At 42.8% G+C, this 23,699-nt stretch carries 25 protein-coding genes; 8 read left to right on the forward strand and 17 right to left on the reverse strand.

All coding sequences use genetic code 11. From position 1 onward, the window contains the following. Positions 1–3: 3 nt before the first annotated feature. Positions 4–564, reverse strand: a complete 561-nt coding sequence (gene pth / locus CO692_RS06470; RefSeq protein WP_015510502.1) for an aminoacyl-tRNA hydrolase — start codon at positions 562–564, stop codon at positions 4–6. A gap of 355 nt (positions 565–919) precedes the next feature. Here pth and CO692_RS06475 point away from each other — a divergent pair, with 355 nt between their 5' ends. From CO692_RS06475 to CO692_RS06485, 3 genes are all read left to right on the forward strand, one after another. Then, positions 920–1,903, forward strand: coding sequence for an L-lactate dehydrogenase (locus tag CO692_RS06475; protein ID WP_005230720.1), 984 nt, complete (start codon positions 920–922; stop codon positions 1,901–1,903). A gap of 269 nt (positions 1,904–2,172) precedes the next feature. Continuing rightward, complete coding sequence (locus tag CO692_RS06480; protein ID WP_096741856.1) at positions 2,173–3,570, forward strand: L,D-transpeptidase family protein; 1,398 nt, start codon at positions 2,173–2,175, stop codon at positions 3,568–3,570. Positions 3,571–3,725: 155 nt separating this feature from the next. Continuing rightward, entirely contained in the window at positions 3,726–4,025 is a 300-nt protein-coding gene (locus CO692_RS06485) for a hypothetical protein (RefSeq protein ID WP_096741857.1), read from the forward strand. Between the two features lie 63 nt (positions 4,026–4,088). Here the strand turns inward: CO692_RS06485 and CO692_RS06490 are convergent, their stop codons facing one another. Beyond that, positions 4,089–4,457 (reverse strand): winged helix-turn-helix transcriptional regulator, encoded by a 369-nt coding sequence (locus CO692_RS06490; RefSeq protein ID WP_077452389.1) that lies wholly within the window; start codon positions 4,455–4,457, stop codon positions 4,089–4,091. Between the two features lie 97 nt (positions 4,458–4,554). Between CO692_RS06490 and CO692_RS06495 the strand changes: the two genes are divergently transcribed. From CO692_RS06495 to CO692_RS06505, 3 genes are all read left to right on the forward strand, one after another. After that, complete coding sequence (locus CO692_RS06495) at positions 4,555–5,433, forward strand: aldo/keto reductase (RefSeq protein ID WP_096742856.1); 879 nt, start codon at positions 4,555–4,557, stop codon at positions 5,431–5,433. A 39-nt stretch (positions 5,434–5,472) separates the two neighbouring features. Continuing rightward, positions 5,473–5,955 (forward strand): VOC family protein, encoded by a 483-nt coding sequence (locus CO692_RS06500; protein ID WP_005233337.1) that lies wholly within the window; start codon positions 5,473–5,475, stop codon positions 5,953–5,955. Between the two features lie 160 nt (positions 5,956–6,115). Then, positions 6,116–6,445, forward strand: a complete 330-nt coding sequence (locus CO692_RS06505) for an SdpI family protein (protein ID WP_096741858.1) — start codon at positions 6,116–6,118, stop codon at positions 6,443–6,445. Between the two features lie 33 nt (positions 6,446–6,478). Here the strand turns inward: CO692_RS06505 and CO692_RS06510 are convergent, their stop codons facing one another. From CO692_RS06510 to CO692_RS06520, 3 genes are all read right to left on the reverse strand, one after another. Then, positions 6,479–7,174 (reverse strand): YoaK family protein, encoded by a 696-nt coding sequence (locus CO692_RS06510; protein WP_096741859.1) that lies wholly within the window; start codon positions 7,172–7,174, stop codon positions 6,479–6,481. A 63-nt stretch (positions 7,175–7,237) separates the two neighbouring features. Beyond that, positions 7,238–7,753, reverse strand: a complete 516-nt coding sequence (locus CO692_RS06515; protein WP_081119254.1) for a VanZ family protein — start codon at positions 7,751–7,753, stop codon at positions 7,238–7,240. 228 nt (positions 7,754–7,981) lie between these two features. Further along, the gene (locus CO692_RS06520; protein WP_086291569.1) at positions 7,982–8,962 is read right to left on the reverse strand and encodes an aldo/keto reductase; all 981 of its coding nucleotides are present in this window, start codon (positions 8,960–8,962) and stop codon (positions 7,982–7,984) included. 320 nt (positions 8,963–9,282) lie between these two features. On the opposite strand from CO692_RS06520, the gene CO692_RS06525 reads away from it, so the two are divergent. Continuing rightward, positions 9,283–9,864: a histidine phosphatase family protein gene (locus tag CO692_RS06525; protein WP_096741860.1), complete on the forward strand. Its 582-nt coding sequence runs from the start codon at positions 9,283–9,285 to the stop codon at positions 9,862–9,864. 243 nt (positions 9,865–10,107) lie between these two features. Here CO692_RS06525 and CO692_RS06530 read toward each other — a convergent pair whose 3' ends face one another. The 6 genes from CO692_RS06530 to arcA form a co-directional block, all read right to left on the reverse strand. After that, positions 10,108–10,605 (reverse strand): arginine repressor, encoded by a 498-nt coding sequence (locus CO692_RS06530; protein ID WP_081119251.1) that lies wholly within the window; start codon positions 10,603–10,605, stop codon positions 10,108–10,110. 81 nt (positions 10,606–10,686) lie between these two features. After that, positions 10,687–12,138, reverse strand: a complete 1,452-nt coding sequence (locus CO692_RS06535; protein ID WP_086291568.1) for a YfcC family protein — start codon at positions 12,136–12,138, stop codon at positions 10,687–10,689. A gap of 44 nt (positions 12,139–12,182) precedes the next feature. After that, on the reverse strand, positions 12,183–12,872 hold the full coding sequence (locus CO692_RS06540) for a Crp/Fnr family transcriptional regulator (protein ID WP_096741861.1): 690 nt from the start codon (positions 12,870–12,872) through the stop codon (positions 12,183–12,185). A 42-nt stretch (positions 12,873–12,914) separates the two neighbouring features. Next, positions 12,915–13,850, reverse strand: a complete 936-nt coding sequence (arcC, locus tag CO692_RS06545) for a carbamate kinase (protein WP_096741862.1) — start codon at positions 13,848–13,850, stop codon at positions 12,915–12,917. A gap of 17 nt (positions 13,851–13,867) precedes the next feature. Continuing rightward, a complete protein-coding gene (argF, locus tag CO692_RS06550; RefSeq protein WP_096741863.1) occupies positions 13,868–14,887 on the reverse strand; it encodes an ornithine carbamoyltransferase in 1,020 nt (339 codons plus the stop codon). A 19-nt stretch (positions 14,888–14,906) separates the two neighbouring features. Further along, positions 14,907–16,130, reverse strand: a complete 1,224-nt coding sequence (gene arcA / locus CO692_RS06555) for an arginine deiminase (protein ID WP_086291565.1) — start codon at positions 16,128–16,130, stop codon at positions 14,907–14,909. Between the two features lie 391 nt (positions 16,131–16,521). On the opposite strand from arcA, the gene CO692_RS06560 reads away from it, so the two are divergent. After that, positions 16,522–18,327, forward strand: a complete 1,806-nt coding sequence (locus CO692_RS06560) for a M3 family oligoendopeptidase (protein WP_096741864.1) — start codon at positions 16,522–16,524, stop codon at positions 18,325–18,327. A gap of 46 nt (positions 18,328–18,373) precedes the next feature. On the opposite strand, the gene CO692_RS06565 is transcribed toward CO692_RS06560, so the two are convergent. The 6 genes from CO692_RS06565 to CO692_RS06590 form a co-directional block, all read right to left on the reverse strand. After that, positions 18,374–18,841 (reverse strand): TspO/MBR family protein, encoded by a 468-nt coding sequence (locus CO692_RS06565; RefSeq protein WP_096741865.1) that lies wholly within the window; start codon positions 18,839–18,841, stop codon positions 18,374–18,376. 126 nt (positions 18,842–18,967) lie between these two features. Continuing rightward, positions 18,968–20,323, reverse strand: a complete 1,356-nt coding sequence (celB, locus tag CO692_RS06570) for a PTS cellobiose transporter subunit IIC (protein ID WP_015510511.1) — start codon at positions 20,321–20,323, stop codon at positions 18,968–18,970. A 7-nt stretch (positions 20,324–20,330) separates the two neighbouring features. After that, positions 20,331–20,834, reverse strand: a complete 504-nt coding sequence (locus tag CO692_RS06575) for a hypothetical protein (protein ID WP_096741866.1) — start codon at positions 20,832–20,834, stop codon at positions 20,331–20,333. Positions 20,835–20,849: 15 nt separating this feature from the next. Beyond that, entirely contained in the window at positions 20,850–21,164 is a 315-nt protein-coding gene (locus tag CO692_RS06580; RefSeq protein ID WP_096741867.1) for a PTS cellobiose transporter subunit IIA, read from the reverse strand. 22 nt (positions 21,165–21,186) lie between these two features. Beyond that, a complete protein-coding gene (locus CO692_RS06585) occupies positions 21,187–23,211 on the reverse strand; it encodes a BglG family transcription antiterminator (RefSeq protein ID WP_096741868.1) in 2,025 nt (674 codons plus the stop codon). A 54-nt stretch (positions 23,212–23,265) separates the two neighbouring features. Continuing rightward, on the reverse strand, positions 23,266–23,583 hold the full coding sequence (locus CO692_RS06590; protein WP_096741869.1) for a PTS cellobiose transporter subunit IIB: 318 nt from the start codon (positions 23,581–23,583) through the stop codon (positions 23,266–23,268). Positions 23,584–23,699 lie beyond the last annotated feature (116 nt).

Below are 23,699 nucleotides of genomic sequence, written 5' to 3' on the forward strand. Positions count from 1 at the left end.
TCCTTAGTTAAATCGATTCATTGTGGCAAGAAAGTCGCCGTTGGTCAAGTAATCACTACTTGCCTCGACCGCTTTATCAATACTTTGTAAAACGATCGGCAGATCGTCTTTTGCAAAAGGACTCAGTACATGATTGACCACGGTTTGTCCCGGACGCGGACGATCGATCCCGATTTTGATCCGGTCAAAGACTGTCGAATCCAAGTGAGCGATCAAACTCTTGATCCCATTGTGGCCACCTGCACTGCCTTTTTGGCGCAAGCGGATTTTCCCTAATGCTAAATCAAGGTCATCATAGACCACCACTAATTCTTCTTGGTAGATGCCAAAATAGGTCATCAACGGACCTACCGCACGACCGGATTCATTCATGAAGGTTTGCGGTTTGACCAAAAGGATTTTTTCACCCTTCAAGAAAAACTCTGCCACCTCTGCTTCAAAAGCCGACTTTTTAAAGGTTGCTTGGTACTTTTGTGCCAACGCATCCACTACCATAAAGCCAACATTATGTTTGGTTTTTTCATATTTTTTGCCGGGATTTCCCAAGCCTACAATCATTTTCATTTTTTAGTTACGCTCCATTATTTCTAGTTTCAAGCTGATTCTTCATCTATTTTATCGGTTTTCTTATCCAAACACAAAATACTGGGCACACAAATGCGCCCAGTTCTTTTGCTTAGGTAATTATAACACGAAATGGACTGTTATGGTGGCGTCCTCTTGCTCAGTTTTTATCTTTCTTAACGAATCTTAATAAAACGTTGGTATATCTTCTTTTTGACGTAATAACAAAGAAAGCATTTACAACTGAAACAGTGACATTTTGTGTAATATTGTTGTGCAAATCACATGACAAATATACTTGAAAATGGTAGGATGATAGCGAGTAAAACAATTATGCGGAAGGAATGATACACAGATGACTGCAAAAACGAACAAAAAAGATCACCAAAAGGTAATTCTTGTTGGAGACGGTGCGGTTGGTTCTAGTTACGCGTTTGCGTTGGTGACCCAAAACATTGCGCAAGAAGTCGGAATCATTGATATAAATACAGCAAAAACAGAAGGCGACGCAATTGATTTGTCCCATGCCTTGGCCTTTACTTCCCCTAAGAAAATCTATGCCGCTTCTTATGAAGACGCACATGATGCTGATTTAGTTGTTATTACTGCTGGTGCGCCTCAAAAACCAGGCGAAACCCGCTTAGATTTGGTTCATAAAAACTTAAAAATCAACCGGGAAGTAGTTACCCAAATCGTTGATTCAGGGTTTAACGGAATCTTCTTGGTAGCAGCAAACCCAGTCGATATTTTGACTTATTCGACTTGGAAATTCTCAGGCTTCCCGAAAGAACGCGTCATCGGTTCAGGTACTTCATTAGATTCTGCCCGTTTCCGTCAAGCATTGGCTGAATTGGTCGATGTTGATGCCCGTAACGTCCATGCCTATATCTTAGGCGAACACGGGGATTCAGAATTCCCTGTTTGGTCTCATGCCAACGTAGCCGGCCTACAAATCTATGAATGGGTCAAAAATAACCCAGACATCGATGAAGAAGCCATGGTCAACATTTTCTTCAGCGTTCGTGATGCAGCCTACACCATCATCGAGAAAAAAGGTGCGACTTTCTATGGGATCGCAGTAGCTTTAGCACGGATCACTCGTGCGATCTTAGACGATGAAAATGCTGTCTTACCACTATCTGTGTATATGAATGGCGAATATGGTTTAAACGACTTGTACATCGGTGCGCCTGCAGTCATCAACGCCCAAGGGATCCAAAAAGTGATTGAGATCCCATTGACGGATGGGGAAAAAGACCGGATGGCCGCTTCTGCAAAACAATTAAAAGACATTCTTGATGAAGCTTTTGCGAAACTAGATGCAGAAGACAATCAATAATTTCTCTCACTTCGTTTAGCTAATCAACCATGCAACTGAACGAACCTTACAGCTTACTCTTTTTCAGAACAATTTGATCAAGATGACCTGCTGCCGGTTCGTTCAGTTTTTTTATGCAATGAAATGCTTTTCTACAGCTTAGCTAAAGATAGTTTAAGAATTTTCTATTTTTCATGGAAGTTTCATTTGCCATATTCGCTTTCCTGGGGGAATATGGTATGATTTAAGCGTTATTATCTATTATGCCATTAGAAAAAAGGAGTAGTTGAATGACTCGTTCAAACAAACATACTGACGCCAAGAACAATACCAAGAAAATTGTTCTGATCGTTGTGGCTGCTTTATTAGTAGTGATCGCTGGCGGCTATACCTACCGAAGTACATATTATGCAAACCGTTTTTTACCAAAGACTGAAATTGAGGGCATCGATATCAGCAACAAAACCGTCGCTGAGGCCAATGCCCTGCTGCATGACCGCTATTCGCAAGAAGATTTCACCATCAAAGAAGGCGATAGCGAATGGAAGACAATCAACCTTGCTCAATTTGGTTTACAGACGGATTTCACCGATGAGCTACAATCGTTAAAAGATGAACAGAACCAGTGGAGTTGGGGAATGGCTTACGTTTCTGCTGCAGAAGAAAAAACACTGGATAATCTCTCGGTAGATCAAGATACGCTAAACAGCGAAACAGACACGATTCAAAAGGAACTAGAAACTTTAAATGAGGATCGTACCAAGTCTGCCGATGCAACATTGGAAAAAGGCGAAGACGGTTTTTCTATCAAACCAGAAGTTGACGGCGATGCCATTGATGTGGACAAAGCAGTGGCTGACTTACAAGAAGCCATCGTCAGCGGCGAAAAGGAACTAAATCTCGGCGATTACATCACAAAACCAAGTGTGACCGCTAATGATCCTGATCTAACCAAAGAAATGGATTCGTTGAATAAAATCGCCAAAGTAACCGGCAATTATACGATCAACGGAAACACGTTTCAAATTCCAAGAGAATCGATCATGGATTGGCTCTCTTACAAAGATGGCAACACCACGATCGACGAAGACAAAGTAAGAAGCTATGTCGCTTCGATCGGTGAGCAATACAACACCAGCACCAATTCTTCGACCTTCAAGAGTACCAAACAAGGCGAAGTAACAGTTCCAGCCGGCACCCTCAGCTGGACGATCCAAACCGATGCGGAAACAGAAGCATTGATCGAGGCGTTAAAAGCCGGCGAAGACTTCACCCGCACACCGATTGCTCAAGGAAGCACCGATGCTGGCAGCCCGTTATTTGGCAACACGTATATTGAAGTTGATTTGAAAAACCAACACATGTGGTATTACAAAGATGGCGAGCTGGTGCTAGATACGAAAATTATCTCTGGGAAACCAGCTACACCAACGCCAACTGGTGTCTTCTATGTCTGGAACAAAGAAGAAGATGCAACCTTGACCGGTGAAGATTATGCGTCCCCTGTTGATTACTGGATGCCGATTGATTGGACGGGTGTCGGAATCCATGATTCTGATTGGCAAACGGAATACGGTGGTGATCTTTGGAAAACCCGCGGCTCTCACGGCTGTATCAATACTCCGCCAGGCGTCATGAAAGAATTGTACAGCAAAGCCGAAGTCGGGACACCCGTGATCGTGATTTAACCGAAAAAAGAGTCAGACCTTTTTATAGATGAACCAAAAGCTGCAAAAGAAAATTCTTTTGCGGCTTTTTTGTTATTTCCCCCATGTTCCTATTTACAAAGCGCCATTTAATTAATATACTTAATTAACTATATTAATTAATAAGGAGAATCATTTTGGAAAAAGTCGTCTTCATCGATCGTTCTACTTTGGCTGGAAGTTTGATTAAAATTTTTGCCCGCAACATCCAAATGCTTTCTGAGGATCAAATCAGCGTGACGGTTCTGACACCGGAACGACTAGCAAGTTATCGTTTTTCGCAAGAAAAAATCGTTTTGGTCGACCCCTTGCTTTCTTTAACAGATCCAATGATCCATCAAACTATCCCACCGCGCATCAAACGCCTGTCGTTTCCTGCCAAACATTACAGCGGCATGAATACTGAAGGCATTCTAGAATTGATCCAACAAGCATAACCTAAAAAGGCCGACGGAAACCAATGGTTTCTGCCGGCCTTTTCTCATGCCACTTGCCCTTTGCTAGACCATCGCTTCTTCTTGTTCTAACAAAGTAACTTGCTCTCCTTTGTCTTGCAGCGCGGCGACGTGCATCGTCCCCCACTGGCAAAGGGTATCCAATAAGCCGCCTAACGTTTCTCCATATTCACTCAAGGAATACTCAACTTTGGGTGGTACTTGATTATAGGACTTGCGGGTAACGATATCAGACTCTTCTAATTCCCGCAATTGCTGCGTCAACATTTTTTGACTGATGCCAGGAATTTTCCGCCGTAAATCACTAGGACGCAATGCCCCATGGCGTAAATTACAAAGAATGATTGGTTTCCATTTCCCGCCGATGACATCCATTGTTGCTTCTACACCAATATTATAAATTTTTTCTTCCATTTTTTTCACCTCATCATGTTTGCTAACATACAAAAGTTACCAAAAGGTGTGTATCAAACAAAAAAGTACGTACTATACAACCTTACCTCCTCATTATATGATGATTTCAGAAAAAAATAAAGGAGATGTTTTTATGATCGAAAAATTATCAGATACCGTTACACTGAACAATGGCAGTAAAATCCCCGGTTTGGGGTTAGGTGTCTTTCAAATCCCTGAAGCTGAAACAGCAGAGGTCGTGAAACAGGCCATCGTCAATGGGTATCGCCTGATTGATACGGCGGCTATTTACGGCAACGAAACAGGAACAGGGGAAGGAATCAAACAAGGCTTACAAGAAACGGGGTTGTCTCGTGAAGAACTCTTTGTCACTTCCAAACTTTGGAACGATCATTTAACTTATGATGAAACGATCCACGCCTTCAATGAAAGTTTGGCCCGCTTAAACCTCGAGTATCTCGACTTGTACTTGATCCATTGGCCGGGAAATCAAGCATTTCAAGAGTCATGGCGCGCATTGGAAGACTTGTATGCCGCAGGAAAAATCAAAGCAATCGGGGTCAGCAACTTCCAGATTCATCACTTGGAGCAATTATTGGCCGTTGCTAAGGTCGTTCCTGTCGTCAATCAGATCGAACTGCATCCCAAACTGACGCAGCAAGACCTGCGGGACTTTTGTGCTGAAAAAGGGATTGCGATACAAGCTTGGTCGCCTTTGATGCAAGGCAAACTGCTGACAGATGACACCGTCTTGGCGATCGCCGATGCACAGCAAAAATCAGCGGCACAAGTGCTTTTACGCTGGGCTATCCAACAAGGAATCTTAGTCAACGTCAAATCGACACACCCTGAGCGAATGATCGCCAATGCAGCGATTTTTGATTTCCGTTTATCAGAAGAGGAAATGGGCCGCTTGAACGCATTAAATGAGGACCTGCGAGTGGGTCCAGATCCAGACACATTCGATTTTCATTAACCAAACTATATACTAAACAAAACCTTAGGAGGAAGTAGAATGACAAACACAAACACAGGATTTTCAATGGTGAACCACGTGGGAATCACCGTCAGCAATCTCGAACGTTCCATCCAATTTTATGAAGCATTAACTGGAAAGAAAATCGCCAATCAAGATACGATCGGTGGCAAACGCATGGCGCAAACGCAAGGTTTAGAGGATACATTGATCAAATACGCCAATCTTCATTTAGACAATCTCAACATCGACCTTTTAGAATACGTCGAACCAAAATCCAACAAAGCTAGCTATTCCAATGAGCAAATCAGTGCCATGCATCTTTGTTTTGAAGTCGAAAATATTGATGAAGCCGTTGCTCGTCTAAAAGCCATCGGGGTTGAACCTGACGGTACCCCAATCGTTTTTGAAGAACAAGATGGTTTAAAAAGCGGCTTCGGGACAGGTGTTGCCTACTTTACAGATCCAGACGGTACCAATCTTGAACTGATTGCACCAAAAGGCCCTTTTCAACGGGGATAAAAAAACGGATGGCGCTGCAAAGCGCCATCCGTTTTTTTTGCTAGAAGCACGTATTTTTCGATTGTTCCCCTTCATAGAAGCGTTCATAGCGGATACAATAAGTATGTACTCATCTTTAGCGGCTTCACTTACTTATCCAACAAATCGCACGTGAAAGGTAGTGATCTCGATCGATATTGGACTTTTGTTGTTGATTTTTACGGGTATTTTTTTCATCGTCTTCTGGTGCTTTTACCGAGAAGAACCCAATTATGTATTCGGCTTTCGCACCAAGCGCAGTACAGCCAGTGTCAGCAATTGGCGTTTTGCCCAGCAGTGGTTCTCCATGTTAGCGATGCTCTTTCTAGGCGGGGTCGTTTTATTGCAGCGCAACGAGCTGATCGCAGAGGCTTTTTACCAAGTAGCCGTTTTTGGCAGCTATCTTCTAGCAGCGCTACTCGTAGAAACGGCACTGTATCTCAAAGATTCACGCACAAGCACCAAAAAGTAAGACAAAAAAGACATTCCAGCGAATGTCTTTTTTCTATTGTTTATTTTGATGATGGATCGTGATCCCCAACACCAAGGCTAAAATCCCTGAAACCACCCAGATAGTGCGGTGGAATAAGAAAATCCCTAGCAAGCTGCTTAAGACTGCACCAAAAAAGAAGCCGCCGATGATCAAGGAAATAGAAATAATCTTGGGCGTCACTGATCGGTCCTTTTTAAACCAGCGCATGTACACATAATCAGCCAGTGAACGTAAGTTGCCGGTGGTCATCGTGGTGGCATAGGGCATCCCTGCCAAGCGACGATAGGCGGCATATTGAATCGCTGCAAAAAAAGATAACCCCGAATCGATCATGACATTGGGTAATGATCGAGCAAAAAAGCCCAGAACCAAAATACCGATCGCTTCAAAGATCAATGCGGCATTTTGCCAAACGATCCAGCCCCCTGTCGGAAAATGATGCTGCAGATAATTCGTCACTACGATCCCCACTAAAAACATGAAGATTGGTGGCAGATATCGAAAGGCTTGTTCAAACTGCCCCGTTGAAAGATTGATCCCTAACAAAATGACATTCCCCGACTGCATACTTGCAAACACTTCCCCGTGAAACAAGTAGGTATACGCATCTAAAAAACCGCCCGCCATAGCAAGAAGAATCCCCACCGGTAAACTTTCATGCACGACAAACTCGGTTTCGCCTTTGACACTACTCAAACTTTTTTCCATTGGTTTCGCCTCTTGTTTTTTATACTTTCTAACAGCTTAACGCTTAAAAACGCCGACAACTCGTTATGTTTTGCGGCGTTTAGGTGACTTTTTCGATAGCTGACAAATCAACCACCCCAAAAGAACGGCGGTCAGTGCTCCAGCTGAATCCAGCATGACATCTTGAAAAAGCGGCGTCCGTCCTCCCGTCAGCATTTGATGGTATTCATCGATCCCTGCATAGCCAGTGGCTGCCAACCAAGCAAAAAAAGCGGCTAGCCAATACGGCATACGGCGATAAACGAGCACGAAAAACAAACTGCCCCCTAGGACAAAATAGGTAAAGAAATGTGCGCCTTTACGGATGAAAAATTCCACAAAGGAGAAATAGCCTTTTTCCGCAATACTGATCTCCGAACCAGCATAGGAAAAAGAAATCTTCTCTAGCCACTCTTTCAATGGTTCATTTTTTAAGATTCGTGAAAGCAACCCAATTTGCGATTGCTGCTCATAGGTTTGTGAAGAGCTGATAAAGAGGATGACCATGACCGCAACTGCGATACAAAAGTAAAAATTCGGTTCTTTCAGTAATTTTTTCATAATTTTCACTCCTCATTTTCCTATCTTACCATTTTCATTTGGTGATGCAACTGTTTTTCAAAAAGAGCGTTCTATTGATCTTTCAGCGTTTCGATGAAAAACGATCTTCCTTTAGAGTCTCTCTTTCAAAGCGATTCCTCAAAAAACATAAAAAAGTATCTGAAACAGCTTTTCATGCCATTCAGATACTTTTCTCATTTCTCAGACCATAACCTAGAAGGAAACGAATTATTCAAACCCAACGATTCGATGAGGAACATAAGGCTCCTCGAGATATGCAATATCAGCGGGATCCAAAGCAATGCCTGTCGCCTTAACTGCTGTTTCAACATGAGACATTTTCGTCGCGCCAATCACTGGTGCTGCCAGAGTTGGTTTGCTGAATAACCAAGCTAAAGAGATTTCTACTCGACTGACACCATAGCGACTAGCCAATTCTCCAACGCGGTCAATAATCAGTTGGTCTTTATCTGCGGTTTCGTCATATTTGGAGCGAGCAACCTCATCAGTCACTAACCGTTTTGATGACTCATTGTTGCTTCTGGCCAAACGACCAGAGGCTAATGGACTGTACGGTGTAAGAGCGATACCTTCTGATTCACAATAAGGAATCATTTCTCTTTCTTCTTCACGATAGATCAAGTTTAAATGATTCTGCATAGAAACGAATTTGGTCCAACCATTTTTCTCAGCAATATAATTGGCTTTTTGAAATTGGTAAGCATGCATCGCTGATGCGCCAATATAGCGAGCTTTTCCTGATTTGACCACATCATGTAAGGCTGCCATCGTTTCTTCGATCGGTGTGTTGTAATCCCATCGATGAATGATGTATAGATCAACATAGTCTGTTTGCAAACGTTTCAAGCTTTGATCTATTTGGGACATGATATGTTTCCGAGAAAGTCCACCGCCATTAGGGCCATCAAACATTTTCTGATGTACTTTTGTTGCCAGCACGATTTCATCCCGTTTAGCATAGTCTTTCAATGCTGCGCCTAGAATCTCTTCACTACGCCCGATTGAATAAACATTCGCCGTATCAAAAAAATTGATTCCCAAGTCAAGTGCCCCTTTAATGATTGGACGGCTGTCAGCTTCTTCCAAAACCCATTTGTGTATCCAATTGACTGGGTCACCGAAACTCATCGCACCTAAACAGATTTTGGAAACATCCAAACCCGTATTGCCTAATTTGGTATACTCCATTTTACTGATCACTCCCCACTATTTTCTTTGTTAGCTAAAGTTTAATTCAAACAAAAAGCGATGTCTATTGCTTAAAAAACGCCTTCCTATGCTTTTTAGGCATAGACTTTCTGGCGATTAGGTGATCACTTGATCTTTCCTAAGATAAGTGATGTATCCACTTAATAAATCATCTGCTCAAAATTACGCAGCTAGAAACAATGCTTATCCATTTTTTAAGGGTTCAATATGGCTTTTGTGGTCACAAAAAAAACAAGGCTTGTTCCCCTTGACTTCAAGTACACTCAAACAGCTACAATAGTAAAAAAGGAGTAATGATTATGAAGCGGTTATACTTAATGCGCCACGGAGAAACTCTTTTCAACAAACTTGGCAAAGTACAAGGATGGTGTGATTCTCCCCTAACGGAGACCGGCAAAGAGCAAGCCCATAAGGCAAAAGCTTACTTTGCAAGAAACCAACTAACTTTCGGCCATGCAGTAGCATCGACTCAAGAAAGGGCCTGTGACACACTAGAAATAATTTGCGGGACAACCGACTATGAGCGCCGAAAAGGATTGAAAGAAATGAATTTTGGTCTATTCGAGGGAGAAAGTACCCACTTGCAGCCGAAAGGACCAAAAGCTTACGAACATTTTTATCAATCCTTCGGCGGAGAATCTGCTGCTGAAGTTCGCCAACGAATGTTTGCCGAGCTTGTAGATATCATGACCACTACCAAAGCTGACAATACCTTAGTTGTCTCCCACAACGGAGCAATCTTTTATTTTTTCAAACACTTATTTCCAAATGAAGTCCCCCCTTTACGATTGGCTAATTGCGGTTTTATGGTCTTTAGTTATGAAAATGGCCACTTTTTTTATCTCGAGACCGTTGATCCTACAAGATCAGTGACCAACTGATTCAATAATACCGTCTCCCTTCAGCACTCTCCCATAATAACCAACTGCTGTCGTGACCTTACTGCTTAACCATGTTCTACCTATAAAAAAAGTGCGTCGAACCTATCTCTGTTCGACGCACGGATTTTTTCATCATTCACTAGTCAGTAAAAACAGCTTTGTTCATCCTTATAGAGCTGACATACTTCTTTTGAAACAACTTAAGCGACACATCGCTGCCTACCTGCAAGTTTTTGCTTATTTTCAGACCTGTGGTTCATCCTTGAAGAGGCTTGTACCGATCTCATAGCCTTCGACATAATGATTTAAGCGGCGAACAACGGCTTCAGCAGCAGCTTTTGAAGGGGTAATGATCAATAGGATATCAAAACCTGCTATGGTACCGGCGATCTCTGGTAGCTCCATCTCATCTAGGTAGTTGGCGATGACATCTGCTCCATTTCCCGCAGTATGCACCACCACCATAAACTCGACTTGCGTGATCGCTTTTAAATATTCATACATAGAAAAAGCAATTTTGTCCTCCAAATTGCGCTCTTTTGATTCAAAAATCGAATAATAAGGACGACCATTTTTCGCATAGGTTTTGGCAATATTCATTTCTCGCATATCACGGGAAATCGTCGCTTGGGTTGCTGTAACGTTTTCTTGTTTTAATAAGTTCATCAATTCTTCTTGAGATTCGATACGGTGTTCCGCAAAAAGACGTTTGATGATCACTTGACGCTCTTTTTTCTTCATTTGTTCAATCAGCTCCTCTCAGATCTTATTAAATAAGCAGAACCTCTCACTCAGTGGGGGAGCAGCAAGACAGATTGCCTATCATAGGAAGAGCATCGAGAAGATCAAGATCAGCAGATTCGAAACCCCAATCACAAGTAACGGTTTGCGCATAAAGCGGGTCCAAGTGGAATAGTTGACCCGAGCCAGCTCCAATCCCCCCATCACGACGCCAGAAGTTGGTGTGATCAAATTCACTAATCCGCAACCAGCAGTAAAGATCATCACCATAACGTTCGGATTGAGTCCGATGCTTTGCGCCAAGGCCCCCATGATTGGGATCGATACATACGCTAGTCCGGAAGTTGATGGAATCAAGAACGATAAGAGCAAATACAAAATGTAGGCGCCAATCACGAACAGGACGGGCGATAAGCCTTCTAAAAGATGAGAAGCCCGATCCAAAATAAACAGATCCAAGTAGGTCGTCTGCATAATATAGGAAGCACCCCGTGCCACAACGATGATCAAGACCACTGATAAAATGTCTTTGACCCCATCAATAAAGTTGGTCACGATTTCTTTTTCTGAGAACCCTTGAATCAACGCGATAATGATACTGATGTAGAAGAACCACATGGCCAAATCACCAAAATACCATTCACCGAAGCTATTGCCGGTCAAAAAGGCGGTCCAACCGTCAAACACATGGATATCAAAGTCGCCCCAAGGAATCAAGGAAACCACCATGATCACAAAGGATAAGCCAAAAATCGTCAAAATCAGGCGATGTTTTTGCGTAAACACCAAGGCTTCGTTCGTGTCTTTGACAAAATGTTCTTCCATTTCTTTTTGCTCTTGCAGCGATAAGATCGTCGACCCTTTGTCAGCTTTGACTTTTTTGGCATAAGACATCACTACAAAGATACAGTATGCGGTCGTGACTAACCAAAGCATTGCCCCGACTACTAAGATCGTGCCGTTGTTTGGGGCAATATCGATGCTTCGCAAGGCATCCATCGCAACGCCGGTCGCAAAGGGATTGACGGTGGAGCCAATCACGCCAGCTCCAGCACCCAGCATAACGGTTCCTGCTGCGACGATCGTATCAAAACCTGATGCCACCATCGTGATTGCTAATAAGGAATAAAAAGGAATCGTTTCTTCCGCCATTCCATAAGTGGAGCCGCCGATCGAAAACAGGATCATTAAAATCGGAATCAAAATCAACTCATTGCCTTTGAGTTTTTTGACCAAATGTTGAATCCCGGCTTCCAAAGCGCCTGTTCGCGTGACGATATTCAAAAAACCACCTAAACAGAGAATAAACACACAGATCTCGATCGCATCACGAAATCCGTTAAAAGGCGCCATAAAGAAATCAGAAAACTTGGCACCTACCACTTGGCTGACCATCTCTTCTTGGCCTGCTGGTAAAGAAGGCGCAAAAGGCTGCCCTGCTAAAAGCCAGGAAGCGACCGTCAAGGCGATAATGATCAGAAATAAGATACTGAACGATGTCAGCGACTTTTTTTCTTTTTGCTTTTTTTTCATCTGTGTTCCCCCTTTATTGAATCAATCCTATTTGCTGCCAGCCATTATTTGGCAACATGAGAAAAATAATCCTGGTCATAAATAATGAGTTCTTTGTAGCGATAGTAAATCTTTCTTTTATGCACGAGCGCCTTGAGCGTTTGACTGACTGTCTCTCGCGTCGTTCCGCTGTACTTGGCTATATCATTGATAAAAACGGGAAAAGGAATGCGAATCTGCTCACCTTGTGTCTGCCCATGTTCGATCATCAAAAGACCAATCGTATTGACGACTCTTGTTTGCGCACTGGAGGTGACACAATACTCGACACGGCGTCTTTGTTTTTCCAATTGACGGCTCATTTGCTGATTGAGCCACAGCAACTGACTTGTAGACGAAACAACTAGCGGTTCAAACAGCGACATCGCTGCAAACTGCACGACAATGTCTGTTGCAGCGAATGCCGATACATCATAGTTGTCTCTTTCAAACAAGCCAATCAAAGGAAATAACTGATCAGGCCCAACAAAATCTACATAACAATAGGAATCAGTTCCGTCGGTTTTTTCGATCCGCACAAGTCCTTCTATCACGAGGAATATCCGATCTCTTACGTCGCCTTCATAAAAAAGTACCTGGCCTTTTTTGTACGTACGGCAGTAAATATGCTCTTTCAACCGCTGCTGATTTTCTTCTTCCAGCCATTGAAAGCTGTTCACTCTTGTTGATGGATCTTTTATTTGGTGGTCGATCATTTTTCTCACTCCAATGTTTTGGGTCTTGCTTTGCTGCTTCGCTTATTTCCAGGTGATCTGCGTACCAGCGTCTTCGATGTCCGCCAGCTTGTCTAAAGAAGTAATCACTGCCTGTTTTTCCGCCCCCATTTTGACAAAGTTCAAAGCGGCTTGCACTTTCGGCAACATACTACCTGGTGAAAAATGGCCTTCATCGACATAGGTTTCCAATTCAGCGGCGGTCACATGATCCAACCACTGCTCATTTTCCTTGCCAAAGTTCAAAGCGATTTTTTCTACGCCCGTTAAAATGATCAGCTGATCCGCATCGACCAAACGAGCCAATTTTTCAGAAGCAAAATCTTTATCGATCACGGCTTCAACACCCAGGCCATTGTCTAACACGGGAATGCCGCCGCCTCCTGCACAAATGACGATCGTGTTTTGTTCAATCAGCGCTTTGATGCTGGCAACTTCTTGGATCGCTTGTGGTGCAGGACTGGCTACGACTTTCCGCCAACCACGACCAGCATCTTCACGATAGATGGCATCTGTTGCCGCCATGACTTCTTTGGCAGCCGTTTCCGTTAAGAAAGGACCGATCGGTTTTGTCGGATGGGCAAATGCTGGATCTTGGGCATCGACTGTAATTTCCGTGACCACAGTCACCACCGGCTTCGCTATTTGAGCTGCTTTCAACTGGGTTCTCAGCTCATTTTGCAACCAATAACCAATACTGCCTTGGGTCATAGCGACACAGGTATCTAAAGGCATCGCTGGATTTTTACTAGAATCGCTCGCTTGCTGCTGCAAAACCAGGTTTCCCACTTGGGGACCATTCCCATGAGTAATGATCAAATTGACGTCTTTTCGGATCAAGGGAATTAAATACTCGACCGTCTGTTTAAGCCGTTCTTTTTGCCCTTTGGCACTGGCATCTTCTGCTAAGATGGCGTTGCCGCCAAGGGCGACAACGATCGTTGGTTTCTTTTCACTCATCTGCTCACTGCTCCTTCTTACACTCTAGGAATAAATAGATCGCCTAAGGTTACTGCCATGATCGCTTTGATTGAGTGCATCCGGTTTTCAGCCTCTTCAAATTGACGACCCCAGTGACTACGGAAAATATCGTCTGTGATCTCCATTTCAGAAATGCCAAATTTTTCTTCGATCATTTTTCCATACGTCGTATTCGTATCATGGAACGCTGGCAAGCAGTGAAGCACGATCAAGCCATCGTCTTGTTTTCCGGTAGCCATCACCATTTCGCGGTTGATCTGGTAATCTTTCAACAGCTTCACCCGCTCTTCGAACTGGTCTTCTTCCCCCATTGACACCCAAACATCGGTATACAAGACGTCTGCATCTTTAACACCTTTTTGGATATCGTCCGTTACCATCAACTGACTGCCAGATTCTTTAGCAAATTCGTTGGCATAATCTGTCACTTCTTGCGCTGGGAAAAGTTCTTTTGTTGCACAGATACGAACGTTGACCCCTAAAATCGCCCCCGTCACTAACAAACTATTCGCCATATTGTTCCGACCGTCACCCACATAAACTAGCGTAATGTTTTCCAAGGTACCGAAGTTTTCTTTGATGGTCATAAAGTCAGCGATCATTTGGGTTGGGTGCCATTCATCGGTTAAGCCATTCCAAACAGGAACACCGGAGAATTTGGCTAAATCTTCAACGACTTGTTGGCTGAACCCACGAAACTCAATACCATCAAACATGCTGCCTAAAACTTTTGCTGTATCTTCGACGGATTCTTTTTTGCCTAGCTGAATATCATTCGCGCCTAAAAATTCTGGATGGGCACCAAGATCGATGGCAGCTGTCGTAAAGGCCGCCCGTGTCCGAGTCGATGTTTTTTCGAACAAAAGAGCAATGTTCTTGCCTTCCAAATAGCGATGAGAAATATTTTGTTTTTTCAACTGTTTCAAATAGATTGAAAAATCAATGAGGTATTCTAACTCGGCTTTCGTAAAATCTTTTTCTGCTAAAAAACTTCTTCCTTTAAATACTTGTTCCATCGATGATTCCTCCTCTGATTTAAATATCTTCTCTAACAAATGGCATGCTCATGCAACGAGGGCCGCCACGACCGCGAACCAATTCACTGCCGGAGATTTTGTGCAATTTGATGCCAGCTTCTGCCAACTTCTGATTGGTGATGGTATTGCGGTCATATACGACGACTTCGCCAGGTGCGATCGTTAAAGTATTCGAACCGTCATTCCACTGTTCCCGAGCCGCTGCAATCAAATCGCTGCCACCGCAACGAATCAATTCAACCGCATTCAGTTCTAGATAGCGACATAAAATATTTTCCAACGTGTCCTTTTCTTCTTTGATCGTCACCCCATCACCTGCTCGTGAGATTGAATAAACCGTCAGCTCTCCTTCGATTTCTGGATGAATCGTAAACTTGTCATGATCGACCATTGTAAATACCGTATCTAAATGCATGAATTTGCGCTCTTGACCAATGTCAAACGCTAGGACATATTCAAAGCTTGGCTCATTTTCGAACACTTTGCGGGCCAGCTGCTCAATCGAAGCGGCATCCGTTCGTTGCGAGATACCAATCGCCAGCACATGTTTTGACAGAACTAATTCGTCGCCACCTTCGATGCGGGTTGGTTGGGCGCGATCATAAAGCATATGAGGCGGATTTTGCTGAAACATTGGATGATGAGCAAAAATATATTTGCCGTATAACGTTTCGCGCCGTCTTGTTTCTGAATACATGCGATTCAACGAAACGCCGTTTCCAATCGTCGCAAAGGGATCGCGCGTAAAATACAAATTCGGCATTGGATCGATCAGAAATGGGTATTGATCATCCACGGTCCCAGCGAGGCTCTGGGTGTTTGGCAGCTCCAGTTCATTTTTGGCTAAACCAGCCATGGTTTTGTCAATCAGTTCCCGATCATTGTCGCAAGACAGAAAATAATCCGTGACTTCTTTGATGATCTCGGGACTTTGGATCGTTGTTTCCGCTAAATAATCCTTGAGAAATTGCTGTTTGATTTCTGGTGACGTGAGTGATTCAGCAGCTAAATCTTCTAGGTACAACACCTCCACATCATTTTGACGTAGGACTTCCGCAAACCGATCATGTTCTGCTCTGGCTTGTTCCAAAAAAGGAATATCATCAAATAGCAGGCGGTTCAAATGATCAGGAACAAGGTTCTCCAATTCCCGACCAGGGCGGTGAAGCATGACTTGCTTCAAGCGTCCAATCTCTGAAAAAACATGAATAGCATTTGGCATTTTTCTTCCTCCTTCTTCTGTTTACGCCTCTATGCTACCTAATTGTATACGCTTTCGTAGTGGTATATTTCGTGTTCTTTTCGCAAAGGATTTGGCATTATGCATGAAAAAGCGAATATCGCTCTTCAGACGTTTTTTTACTCGCTGTTTTTTTTCATATGTAATATTTATCCATCGTTTTTTTTCTAAGAATTTGATGAGGATGTAATAGTTTTTTTATTTTTGACGTTTTTCCGCCCTATCAATAGATCAAGGAGATATACATTCCATTTTTTGCTTTTGGTACAGTTTCATCAAAAACCCTTATTTCATAAGGATTCTGATGGTTGCGACCAAATTTCGTTATGCTATACTTAATAAGATCGAAGGAAAAGAAAGGGGTTTGATAGGAATGACCTATTCAATCAATTGGGATCTAGAAACAATCTTTCCGGGAGGCAGCGATTCTGTTCAATTAAAAGAACGCATGAGCCAACTGGAAGAACAAATTGCAAATTACCGAACAACAGTCGATGCATGGTCGCCCAACAGCGAAGACGATGCAGCAAAATTAGGAGAGTTACTTGATTTATCCGCAACTATCAATCAAGGATTTTCACAATGTGGCAGCTTTATCAATGCCTTGCTTTCAGCCAATGTCAATGACAGCAAAGCCAAAATCCTGACGGGTGACCTCTATGCAAAATTGCCAGCACTGCAAGCAGCACAAACCGTTTTTTCAAAAAAATTGACAGAAATTTCTGAGGATGATTGGACAGCACTAGTTAAAGCAGAAAACTTAGCATCTGTCGCTTTTCGTTTAAGCGAGATTCGCCGCGACGGCAAAGAGTTGTTATCCGAGGCAGAAGAAACCATCATCAACACTTTAAATTTAGATGGCTTGAATGCTTGGAGCCAACATTACGATACAATCGTTGCCTCAATCGAAATTCCTTTCCTGCAAGAAGACGGCACGACGATCAAGTTGTCAGCTGGTCAAGCCTTCAATAAAATGATGGGCGATCCTGATCCGGAAGTTCGTGCGCGTTTATTCGATACTTGGGAAAAGACGTGGGCAGAAAAAGAAGACCTCTTTGCGGATACCTTGAACCACTTAGACGGTTTCCGCCTCTCTACCTTCAAACTTCACGGTGTCACTGATTACTTGAAGGAACCATTAGAATACAATCGTCTGCAAAAAGCGACATTGGATGCTATGTGGGGCACGATCCAAAAAAACAAACAGCCGATCGTTGATTTCTTGACCCGCAAAGCCCAGCTTTTCGGCAAAGAAAAAATGGAATGGCAAGACCAAGATGCGCCAATCATTCTTGGGGACATGGAAGAAAGAACCTATACCTTTGATGAAGCAGCTGACTTTATTTTGACCAACTTCCGTAAGTTCAGCCCGAAAATGGCTGATTTTGCCCAAGTTGCTTTTGAAAAAAGCTGGATCGAAGCAGAAGATCGTCCGGGCAAACGTCCTGGCGGCTATTGCACCAGCTTGCCAGAAACCAAAGAATCTCGTATTTTCATGACCTACAGCAATTCAGTCAACGAAGTAGCGACGCTCGCCCATGAGCTCGGTCACGCGTTTCACAGCAGCGTTCTTTGGGAGCTGCCGGAATTAAATCGCAACTATGCCATGAACGTTGCCGAAACAGCAAGTACCTTTGCTGAATTGATCGTTGCGGATGCAACCCTTAAAGAAGCAACAACAAAAGAAGAAAAAATCAATCTATTGGATGCCAAAATGCAAAATGCGATCGCAATGTTCATGAACATCCACGCACGCTTTATTTTTGAAAACAGTTTCTATCAAGCTCGTCAAAAGGGCTTGGTTTCAGCGGAACAAATCACGGAAATGATGACAGCGGCGCAAAAAGAAAGCTATGCCGATGGGTTAGCGACTTATCACCCACATTTCTGGGCAGCCAAATTGCACTTCTTTATTGACGATGTGCCGTTCTACAACTTCCCGTATACCTTTGGTTACCTCTTTAGTATGGGGATCTACGCGTATGCCAATGAAAAAGGGTCTAGTTTTGAAGAAGAATACATTGCGTTATTGCAAGATACTGCTTCAATGACCACCGAAGAATTGGCACAAAAACACCTTGGTGTCGATTTAACGAAACCAGACTTCTGGCAAGCAGGGATCGACATGGTCCTAAAAGATGTTGCCAGCTTTATGGAATTGACTGAAGACTATATCTAAAACAAAAACCCTCTTCCAAACGTGTCGTTGGAAGAGGGTTTTTCTATCAGGTATTCAATAAAGTTAAGCCGATCGTTAAGTAGCCTGCGTACAAACACCAAATCAAATAAGGAATAAACAAGTACATCGCTTTTTTGTCGATACGGGCAAAGAGGATCATACAGATAATCACTGATAACACTAACAAGACAATAATGATGGTTCCAGCCCAGTAAGCATTCCAGCCAAAGAAAACAATACTCCACAAGAAGTTTAATACTTGCTGGATCGCAAAAAAGATATAGGCATTTTTTTTAAGTGCTGGATTGACTTTGGCTACGATCAGTAGATACAACGCCGTTCCCATAAAAGCATACAAAATCGTCCAAACAATCCCAATGATCCCGCCAGGAGGGGCCAAAAAGGGTTTTTCCATTTGCGCATACGTTCCGGCAATGTCCCCTGCAAACAAACTCGAGATGATTCCTGTTGCTTCAATGCCGATCACACAGACCAGCCAAATTAAAAATTTCATGTTCTCCACTCCTTCTTTTTTTCATGACTCGCTAGTTTCATCGTACCATCGAATCGAAAAAAAACAGAATAGAACGCTTAAAAAAAGAAACGCCCGTGTGGACGTTTCTTTCTTGTTCCTTTCAATTTATGCTGCTTGCTCCCCTTCTTGGGCTTCTTGCTTGACTAGGCCTGCATCATAAGAACGAGCGAATGGGAAGTAGATCAAAAAGGCGACGCCTGCACATAAGAAAGCACAAACTGCAGCTTTCCAATCGCCACCACTTCCAATAAATGCGCCGATACCAATTGGGGACGGCCAAGGCATTTGGGCGATCATCGGCCGAATGATTTCCAATTCGATTGCAAAATAGGCAATCGATGCAGACGCCATCGGTGCTAAGAAAAAGGGAATCGCCAAGAAAGGATTGTAAATCAAGGGAATCCCAAAAATCAACGGCTCGTTAATATTGAATAACGCTGGAATGATCGAAGCTTTTCCTAACACTCTCAATTGTTTTGATTTCGCTAGATAAACCAAGAATAAAGCAAGTCCTAATGTTGCCCCAGAACCGCCAACAGTCACATACGCATTGTTAAACTCGCCTGCTAATGCAAAGTTGGCGCCTTCGGCATTCGCTGTCAAATTTCCTAAGGTGATCGGTGTCAAGACAGAGAAAATGATATTTGCACCATGAATCCCTACTAACCATAATGCACTGACTAAAAAGTAAATCACCATCAACCCTAACCAACTGTTGGTCAAATTGGTAACAAACCCAAAAGGTACCGCAATGATTTGGAAAATATCCGTTCCTGCTGCAACTAATGCGCCATTGATGATAAGAACCGTGAAGGCCACAACAAAGGCGGGAATCAATGCTGTAAAGGCACGGGCAACCCCTAATGGGACTTCTTCAGGCATTTTGATGACCCATTTTTTCGTCACACATAAACGGTACAACTGAACGGCCAACACCGCCATAATGATACCGGTAAAAATCCCTGTCGTCCCTAATCGTTCCACCCCATCGCCACCGATCGCCCAACCATTGATGATGGCATTTTCTTGATCGGTGATCCGTGACATGCTACCGTCCACGATCATCAATTGCGGGATCGACATGAAAAAGGCAAACATTGATAGTAACGCCCCACTCATAGGGGCAAGATCCAGCTCTTCTTCTTCCGCATAGATCTTGGTGTATTCATAGCCGAGAACGATACAAAAATATAAGGCCAAAAGTCCCATTGTCGTGCTGTTTGCCAGCATATACAAATCACTGACTCTGAAAAAAGTATTATTGAAGAAATCTTCTAAAAAGGTAAAGGTCTGCGGCAGCACATTGATAACTAAAAACATCGAGCCAACGATGGTAAAAGGAATCGAAGCCATCCCAGCAGCCATGATGGCACGTACGATTTTGAACTGTGCCACTTTTCCTAACGGACCCATGACGGCCGTTTCTAAGAGACTGAACAACTTGCTATTTGATTGTTCCATATTGTAACTACTTCCCTTCAATGAGTTTTTTGTATTCTTTGATATATCCGTAATACGTATCTTTTTTGCGGCGGATCTTATTTACACGTTGCAAACATAACGCAGCTAATGCCAATCCCACACCCAGCCAGAGCGCAAGAGCCCCTCGATTGACCAGTGTATTATCAAGAAAAGGAAAAACGAATGAAAACAGAGGAGAAAAGAAACAAACGACGTATAAAAGGAGATTCATCGTCAGTTGACAAAGATAAAACAAGCGCGTCCATCGTAGGTTTTCTGCTATTTGCTCTGAGTGGTTGCCATAAAGACGCACGTATTCTCCAATTGCCAAAATAGCCAAAACCAACAGCGACAGCGGAAGAATCAAGAGTAGGGCATTGCTGGCAATCGCAGCCAATAACCAATAAAGATTTGCAAAGAAAAACACTGCTAATACATACCTTAGAAATAAAAAGCGATTAAACCGAAAATTTTTTTCTGCCATTTTTTTCTGTTGTTCTTGATTGGTCATTTGTTCCCTTCCTTTCTACCGCTCTCGCTGGTATAACGCCAGCATTTCAATCGCCACTTCTCGTAAAGTCATCGTTGTCATCAGGTGATCTTGTGCATGGACCATGATGATCTCCATGTCGATTTTTTCACCGCTAGCATATTCTTGTAATAAGCCAGTCTGCGCTTTATGAGCATCAACTAACGCTTCATTTGCTTGATCCAGTTTTGCTTGTGCTGTATCAAAAGTCCCTTGGCGCATCGCTTGAAAGGCTTCATGAACGATCGTCCGGGCATCCCCGCTGCTAAGAATGATTTGAAAAGCGGTCTCTTGTAATTTTTCTGATTCCATTGTTCTTTCTCCCTTACATGTGCTATATATGTGCTTCTAGGTGATACCCAATAAAACATTTCATAAAATGTTCAAAATCACCACTTGCTATGAGTGCATCTTTAAATGACTCATTTTCAATAATTGGTACTAACAGTTGACTGATTTTATTCAATTCCACTTGCCCCAATCGATCTGGAGAAAGCAAGAAAATCAGCTGGATCTGGTCATGCTCGTCATCCCATTTTATGCCCTTCTTCACAATAGCAACGGCCGCATATGCGTCATTGGTAATTGGTTCAATGGGGTGTGCCACCGCCAAATGATCAGAAAAAGCGACTGAACTATACGCTTCCCGCAAAGCAAGCTGCTTACCTAGCGCTTCTTTCACTGAGCGTTTTTCCAAGTCTTCAATTTTCGTCAGCAACTGATCCATAACAGTCGCTTTGTCAGTCTCTTCCTCTATCCGCAGAAAAAGTTCTGAGTGAAAGCTGGTCTCAATCAATTCCCGCTCCTTGTCAGATAAAGATTTCGACTGTTGTTTCAATATGCTGCCATACTGTTTTTTGATTTTATACTGCTTCAACTGGCGATTGATTTTTTGGATATCTTTTTTATCTAAAAAAACACTGACGGTGACGATGGGGATATTTAAAACCACATCTGGTACTTTGATGGACGAGATGATCAAATCGATCCCTGCTAGTTTTTGTTCACTGATTTCGTAATAACTGATCATATCTTCAATCACGATTTTTGAACCAAGTTCATGTTCTAAACGGTTTTTTAGCATCTGTGAACTACCGATCCCCGTTGCACAGATCACTAATACCTTGGCTTTTTGTTGATTCGCTAAGCGTTCCATCGCAGCAGTTAAATGCATCGTCAAATAGGCAAGCTCTCCTTCGGTCACTTTATAAGGGGCAAAGAAGGGGACATCTGAAAAATACCGAATTGTTAGCTGAAAAAAATCATTGTAGTCTTTCTTGATCGTACCTAGCAAAGGATTCTCCATACTCGTGCCGTTGTTCAATCGTTGCAATAAGGGGGTGATATGCATCATCAGCCCTTCTATCAACAATGGATCTTCGGCTAAGCAAAAGCCGGTTTCTTGATCGATTTTATGCAAAACAGCTAAGAGCTGCTGTTTGACCTCATTGTCATCTAAATCGATCTGTTCGCGGATAGTTTCGGAAACTAGCTTATTTTTTAAGTGAATGGCGATATAAAAAGCCTCTTCTGGTGGCAAAGCAATGCCCATTTGTTGTCGAATCTTCTCAACGATCTCTATAGCCGACTGGTATTCTGCTTCTTGTTCCAATTCAGGATCCTGTGGATGCAACTGGATCTCGAAGCCCGACTGCAGCCGTTTTATCGCTAAGCCTATATGCAGGACGATCGTATAGATCATAAAATCAGAGAGTTTCAAAAAGTATTTACGACAGGTGTCCAAGACGATGATCACGATCTCCTCGATCGCTATACCTTCTAACAGATGTTTGTACATCGAGAAAGCATAAAGATTGTCTTGCAGGCGATTCATGAAAAAGTAATTCATGATGAAATGCCGCAGACTATTTTCAGATCCTTCAACATAAATGCCTTGACTGGTTCGATGTTTCAACTCGATCGTATAAGGCTTTAATAATTGCTTGATTTCAACGATATCATTTGAAATCGTCGAGCGTGAAACACATAGATCCGCTGCTAAATCATCAACAAAAACGGGCTTGTGGCCAAATAATAATTGATTTAGCAAAAAATATTGCCGGTCATTGGCTTCATTGATTGTGGTTAGATCATCAGCTGTTGGCCTGAGGTTAGTCTTCTCTGTATAAAATCGATCAAAGGAACGCTGGTCACTGATATTCAAGCGATACCCCTGTCCTTGCTTGGCACAAATTTGACCTATCTTATGGTTCCTCAGGATAAGTCCCAGACCTTGAACGTACTTGCGAGCAGTCCGATCCGAGACCCCCAGTTGATTTGCGATCTGTTTGCTGCTAATGTAGGTGTTACGGTTTTGGTAGAGCATCTTTAGCATGATGATTTCTTTTTTACTCAACATTATTCATCAACCTTTTTCATCAACCTATTTTCATCTGGCTACTTGTTTGAACTGCTATTTGATATTTTGTTCTACCACAGCAGCTAATTTTTCAATGCCCATCGGTATCGGTACGTAGGCTTGAGGCGGAATATTCACGATTGGCCGCTGGTGCTTGATGGCAGCTTTTTCTAGATTCGCAAAATACATTTTGGTTTGCGGGCTGACTAAGTATAAGTCGTAGTCATCTTTGGCGATCGTGGCTGCTCCTTGTGATGCAGAAGTGGCATCTAGTTCGATCGCTTTTCCTCGCTCTCTAAAATATTCCGTCGTTTTTTTGGCAATGACAGATGAAGACATGCCTCCTGCACAAATGATCAATGCTTTTTTCATATTGTTTTCCTCCTTAACGAATACACTCATTTTCATTATCTATGTTCAGTAGCTGCTAAATAATGGTGTAGGACTGCTTTTCCTTACGTTGAATAAAACAGTTGCTCACCTGATTT

The organism is Enterococcus sp. FDAARGOS_375 (assembly GCF_002393265.1).
Classification (GTDB): Bacteria; Bacillota; Bacilli; order Lactobacillales; family Enterococcaceae; genus Enterococcus_D; species Enterococcus_D innesii.

Excerpts from the sequence above, each read along its gene's own strand:
- pth (WP_015510502.1), bottom strand. The coding sequence starts at position 564 with ATGAAAATGATTGTAGGCTTGGGAAATCCCGGCAAAAAATATGAAAAA.
- CO692_RS06475 (WP_005230720.1), top strand. The coding sequence starts at position 920 with ATGACTGCAAAAACGAACAAAAAAGATCACCAAAAGGTAATTCTTGTT.
- CO692_RS06480 (WP_096741856.1), top strand. The coding sequence starts at position 2,173 with ATGACTCGTTCAAACAAACATACTGACGCCAAGAACAATACCAAGAAA.
- CO692_RS06490 (WP_077452389.1), bottom strand. The coding sequence starts at position 4,457 with ATGGAAGAAAAAATTTATAATATTGGTGTAGAAGCAACAATGGATGTC.
- CO692_RS06495 (WP_096742856.1), top strand. The coding sequence starts at position 4,555 with ATGATGATTTCAGAAAAAAATAAAGGAGATGTTTTTATGATCGAAAAA.
- CO692_RS06500 (WP_005233337.1), top strand. The coding sequence starts at position 5,473 with ATGACAAACACAAACACAGGATTTTCAATGGTGAACCACGTGGGAATC.
- CO692_RS06510 (WP_096741859.1), bottom strand. The coding sequence starts at position 7,174 with ATGGAAAAAAGTTTGAGTAGTGTCAAAGGCGAAACCGAGTTTGTCGTG.
- CO692_RS06515 (WP_081119254.1), bottom strand. The coding sequence starts at position 7,753 with ATGAAAAAATTACTGAAAGAACCGAATTTTTACTTTTGTATCGCAGTT.
- CO692_RS06520 (WP_086291569.1), bottom strand. The coding sequence starts at position 8,962 with ATGGAGTATACCAAATTAGGCAATACGGGTTTGGATGTTTCCAAAATC.
- CO692_RS06525 (WP_096741860.1), top strand. The coding sequence starts at position 9,283 with ATGAAGCGGTTATACTTAATGCGCCACGGAGAAACTCTTTTCAACAAA.
- CO692_RS06530 (WP_081119251.1), bottom strand. The coding sequence starts at position 10,605 with ATGAAGAAAAAAGAGCGTCAAGTGATCATCAAACGTCTTTTTGCGGAA.
- CO692_RS06535 (WP_086291568.1), bottom strand. The coding sequence starts at position 12,138 with ATGAAAAAAAAGCAAAAAGAAAAAAAGTCGCTGACATCGTTCAGTATC.
- CO692_RS06540 (WP_096741861.1), bottom strand. The coding sequence starts at position 12,872 with ATGATCGACCACCAAATAAAAGATCCATCAACAAGAGTGAACAGCTTT.
- arcC (WP_096741862.1), bottom strand. The coding sequence starts at position 13,850 with ATGAGTGAAAAGAAACCAACGATCGTTGTCGCCCTTGGCGGCAACGCC.
- argF (WP_096741863.1), bottom strand. The coding sequence starts at position 14,887 with ATGGAACAAGTATTTAAAGGAAGAAGTTTTTTAGCAGAAAAAGATTTT.
- arcA (WP_086291565.1), bottom strand. The coding sequence starts at position 16,130 with ATGCCAAATGCTATTCATGTTTTTTCAGAGATTGGACGCTTGAAGCAA.
- CO692_RS06560 (WP_096741864.1), top strand. The coding sequence starts at position 16,522 with ATGACCTATTCAATCAATTGGGATCTAGAAACAATCTTTCCGGGAGGC.
- CO692_RS06565 (WP_096741865.1), bottom strand. The coding sequence starts at position 18,841 with ATGAAATTTTTAATTTGGCTGGTCTGTGTGATCGGCATTGAAGCAACA.
- celB (WP_015510511.1), bottom strand. The coding sequence starts at position 20,323 with ATGGAACAATCAAATAGCAAGTTGTTCAGTCTCTTAGAAACGGCCGTC.
- CO692_RS06575 (WP_096741866.1), bottom strand. The coding sequence starts at position 20,834 with ATGACCAATCAAGAACAACAGAAAAAAATGGCAGAAAAAAATTTTCGG.
- CO692_RS06580 (WP_096741867.1), bottom strand. The coding sequence starts at position 21,164 with ATGGAATCAGAAAAATTACAAGAGACCGCTTTTCAAATCATTCTTAGC.
- CO692_RS06585 (WP_096741868.1), bottom strand. The coding sequence starts at position 23,211 with ATGTTGAGTAAAAAAGAAATCATCATGCTAAAGATGCTCTACCAAAAC.
- CO692_RS06590 (WP_096741869.1), bottom strand. The coding sequence starts at position 23,583 with ATGAAAAAAGCATTGATCATTTGTGCAGGAGGCATGTCTTCATCTGTC.